General features: G+C 67.4%; 3 protein-coding genes. All 3 read right to left on the reverse strand.

The window, feature by feature from the left end; all coding sequences use genetic code 11:
* Nucleotides 1-2: 2 nt before the first annotated feature.
* Complete coding sequence (locus ABW137_RS13170) at nt 3-1010, reverse strand: zinc-dependent alcohol dehydrogenase family protein (protein WP_526400555.1); 1008 nt, start codon at nt 1008-1010, stop codon at nt 3-5.
* A gap of 100 nt (nt 1011-1110) precedes the next feature.
* Nucleotides 1111-3075, reverse strand: a complete 1965-nt coding sequence (locus ABW137_RS13175; RefSeq protein ID WP_526400556.1) for a thiamine pyrophosphate-dependent enzyme — start codon at nt 3073-3075, stop codon at nt 1111-1113.
* A partial coding sequence (locus ABW137_RS13180) for an FMN-binding glutamate synthase family protein (RefSeq protein WP_526400558.1) occupies nt 3072-4025 on the reverse strand: 954 nt, incomplete at its 5' end. The genes ABW137_RS13180 and ABW137_RS13175, both read right to left, overlap by 4 nt.

Here is a 4025-nt window from a genome sequence, read left to right on the forward strand (position 1 = left end):
CGCTACGAGATGCGAGGGGGCACCGCAACGGTGTCGCCCGCCACGTCGATCGCCACCTTGCCGCGCAGTGCATACGATCGCCTGTCTTCCAAGATCTCGTGAGCCTCGCCCGTTCGAGCCAGCGGAAGAGTCGCGCCGATGACCGGCTTCACGAGACCGCGCTCGACCAACGTAGTGAGCGCGTCCAGCTTCCCTTGGTTCTGTCGGGTGAAGACGAAGTGGTACGTGGCGTTCTTGCCCCACGCCTCGATGAGGTTCTGCGGCTGGGCGATGTCGACGATGCTGACGACACGCCCGGAGTCGGCGAGCATCAACGGACTTCGCGTGAGCGCGTCGCCACCGATCGTGTCGAAGACGACGTCGACTCCCTGGCCTTGCGTCGCCTCGGCCACGGCATCGACGTAGTCGTCCGACGTGTAGTCGATCGCCGCATCCGCTCCCAGCGAGCGCACGAACTCGTGGTCACCTGCTTTCGCGGTGGTGATCACCCGTGCGCCCATCGCCTTCGCGACCTGGATCGCGATCGACCCGACACCGCCTGAGCCGCCATGGACGAGGATCGTCTCACCCACCGTGAGCTGAGCTCGCGTCACCAGGGACTCCCACACCGTCCCGCCGACGAGAGTCAGGCTCGCCGCCTCCAGGTGGCTGAGGTTCAGCGGCTTCCGGGCGACGAGATCGATGTCGGCGACGTGCTGCTCGGCGTACGAGCCGGGGCCGCCGAAGATCTTTGGTGTGTAGTACACCTCGTCGCCCGCGTGGAACTCGGCCACATGGGATCCGACTTCCTCGATCACGCCGGAGATGTCGTGCCCGATGATCGCCGGGAGGGGGACGTAGTCGGCATAGTCCCCGCGACGGATCTGAAAGTCGAGCGGGTTGACGGCCGTCGCAAGGACGCGCACCCGTACCTGGCGGGGTCCGACGTGCGGTACGGGAACTTCGCCCAGCTCGAAGGCATCAGCCCCTCCGAACCGGGTGAGCACAACGGCTTTCATCAGATCGGTCATGTCGGCATTCCTCATCGTGGTTCTGGGCGCGCGACGCGCCGCGCGGGTGGTGGGCATGCGCGATGCGAGACCCTGTCGACGGGATCGCGTCGCATCTGGACTAATGGGATCCGGGGTCGGTCATGATCTCCACCATGGCCGGTCCGGGGTGCTCGAGTGCCTCTGCGATGACTGACCCGACGTCGGCCGGATCGCTGACACGCTTGCCATAGGCGCCGCAGTCACGGGCGTACGCAGAGAAGTCGGGATTCAGCAGGGAGGTCTGCCACACCGCGTACTCGGCGCTGCGCTGCTCTTCGCTGATCTTGGCGAGTTCACCGTTGTTGAGCAGGATGTGGGTGATGTTCATGTCGTACCTCACAGCCGTGGTCAACTCGGCGAGGTATTGGCCGAACCCACCGTCGCCGGTGACGGCGACCACGGGACGGTGCGGGGCGGCCGCCCATGCTCCCATGGCGGCGGGGAAGCCAAAACCGATGGAACCCAGATAGCCGGACATGAGAACCGCCTGCGACGTGGGTTCGAAGTACCGCCCGAACGAGTAGGCATGGTTGCCCACATCGACTGTCATGACGGCATTTTCGGGCGCCAGCCCGTTCAGCGCGTGAAAGACCGTCGCTGCTGACACACGCCCGTTGCCCGGTGCTGCAGCCGCGCGGCGGGCCTTCTCCGTGCGCCACACCGCCCAGCGTTCGGCGATCTCAGGGCGCTGGTCGACGATCGCCGGGGGGATCCGCAAACCCTCCAGCAGGCAAGCCGCCGTGACACCCACGTCGCCGAGTACCGGCACCGTCACGGGCCGGAACCGGCCAAGCATTCGAGGATCCGTGTCCACCTGGACCGTCGGCTTGTAGGGAGAGATACCGCTGTGGTTGGAGAACGATGCGCCGAACACCAGCAGTAGGTCCGCCTTGTTCATCAGCCAAGAGGCGACGGGCGTTCCGGAACGGCCGAGGACGCCGCAGGCCAGTGGATGCCCGTCGGATATCTGCCCCTTGGCCTTGAACGTGGTCAGGATCGGGGCGTTCAGCCTTTCGGCAAGTGAGATGACCTGCGCCATATCGAATTTGGCACCCGCACCCACGACGATGACCGGCCGGGCGGCAGTCGCGATGAGATCGAGGGCCTGGGAGAGCGATTGCGCGGGCGGACCAACCCGCAGGTCGGGCATCCGTCCCGCGGGGCCCGAGGCGGCCTGTTCCGGCGCGGCGAGCGCCTGCACCTCGTCGGGCAGCGCCAGGTGTCCCACTCCGCGGTCGAGGACGGCGCGCTTGAGCGCCATCGTCATGAGTTCGGCGTGGTCGGATCCGGAGCGGACCATGGCCGAGTACGTGGAGACGTCCGCGAACGCGGCGAGCAGGTCGACGTCCTGGAAGGCACCCTTGCCGGCGACGGACGAATCCACGTTGCCGGAGAGGGCCAGTACCGGCGCGCGGTCGGCCTTCGCGTCGTACAGACCGGTCAGCAGGTTCGTGGACCCGGGCCCAGCGATGCCGAAGCACGCGGCGGGCCTGCCGGTCAGCTTCCCGTAGGCCGATGCCGCAAAGGCCGCCGCGCCCTCGTGACGAATGCCGAAGTATCGGAGCTTGCCCTCGGTCTCGGCACGGTGCATCGCCTCCGCCATGCCGAGATTCGAGTGCCCGACCATCCCGAACACCGTGTCGACGCCCCAGTTGGTCATCGTCTCGACCAGGACGTCGCTGACCGTGCGGACGTGTGGTACAGGTGCCGGCGTACCCACGTAGACCCCGTCCGCGCGAACCTCGACGGGATAGGTCGGGACGTCGAAGTCGGGCCCGCCTGTGGCCTGACCGGTGAACGGGTCGAAGTCGAAACCGTGCCAGGGGCAGCGGATCTTGCCGTTCTCCACGGTGCCCTGCCCGAGCGGGCCGCCTTGATGCGGGCAGCGGTTGTCGATCGCGCCGAACTCGCCGCGCAGATTGGTGAGCGCGACGGACTTCAGGCCGACGGGGCACACCGTCACCTCACCGTCGTCGAGGGCGTCGGAACCGATCGCCCTGTGCCAGACAATGCCCTGGCCGTCGCGAAGACCCTCGGAACTCACAGCGGCACCACTCCTGCGTAGGGGACTCCACTGAGGTAGGCGAAGTCGCGGTCGAACGTGACGAGATCGTCGAGTTCGAAGTCGGCGAGGCGCTGGTGGCCGCACGCCCTGGCGAGAATCGCCATCAGCTCGACCGTGGACTGCAGGAAGCGGTGCAGGCGCTGCGCCGCGAGTTGCACGGGCAGCCGGTCGCGGAGGTGGGGCTGCTGAGTGGCGATCCCGACGGGGCAGGCGTTGGTGTTGCACGCGCGCATGCCGACGCATCCGATGGCCTGCAACGCCGAATTGGACAGTCCGACCGCGTCGGCGCCCAATGCCAATGCCTTGACCATGTCCGCCGCGGTCCGGATCCCGCCGGTGACGGCCAGGGTGACGTCGTGAGCAGCGGACGCGTCCAGGTGGCGCCGCGCTCTGGCCAGTGCCGGGATGGTCGGCACGGAGATGTTGTCGCGGAACAGAATTGGTGCCGCGCCTGTTCCGCCACCGCGCCCGTCGAGAATGATGTAGTCGACGCCGATCGCCAGGGCCGCGTCGATGTCGCGTTCGATCTGTTGTGCACTCATCTTGTACCCGATGGGGATCCCCCCGGACTCCTCCCGGACCTGCGCGGCGAAATCGCGGAACTGATCGAGCGACGTCCAGTCGGGGAACCGCGCGGGGGAGATCGCGGCGGTACCCTCCGGCAGTCCCCGCACTTCGGCGATCTTGCCCGTCACCTTGCTCCCCGGCAGATGGCCACCGGTCCCTGTCTTCGCACCCTGGCCGCCCTTGAAGTGAAAGGCCTGCACCTTCTGCAGGTGCTCGAGACTCCACCCGAAGCGGGCCGAGGCAAGTTCGTAGAAGTATCGCGAGTTGTGCTGCTGCTCGTCGGGAAGCATGCCGCCCTCGCCGGAACAGATCCCGGTACCGGCCAACTGCGCCCCGGCGGACAGCGCGACCTTGGCCTCCTC

It is taken from the genome of Mycobacterium sp., from assembly GCF_040509115.1.
Lineage (GTDB): Bacteria > Actinomycetota > Actinomycetes > Mycobacteriales > Mycobacteriaceae > Mycobacterium.

Excerpts from the sequence above, each read along its gene's own strand:
- ABW137_RS13170 (WP_526400555.1), bottom strand. The coding sequence starts at position 1,010 with ATGACCGATCTGATGAAAGCCGTTGTGCTCACCCGGTTCGGAGGGGCT.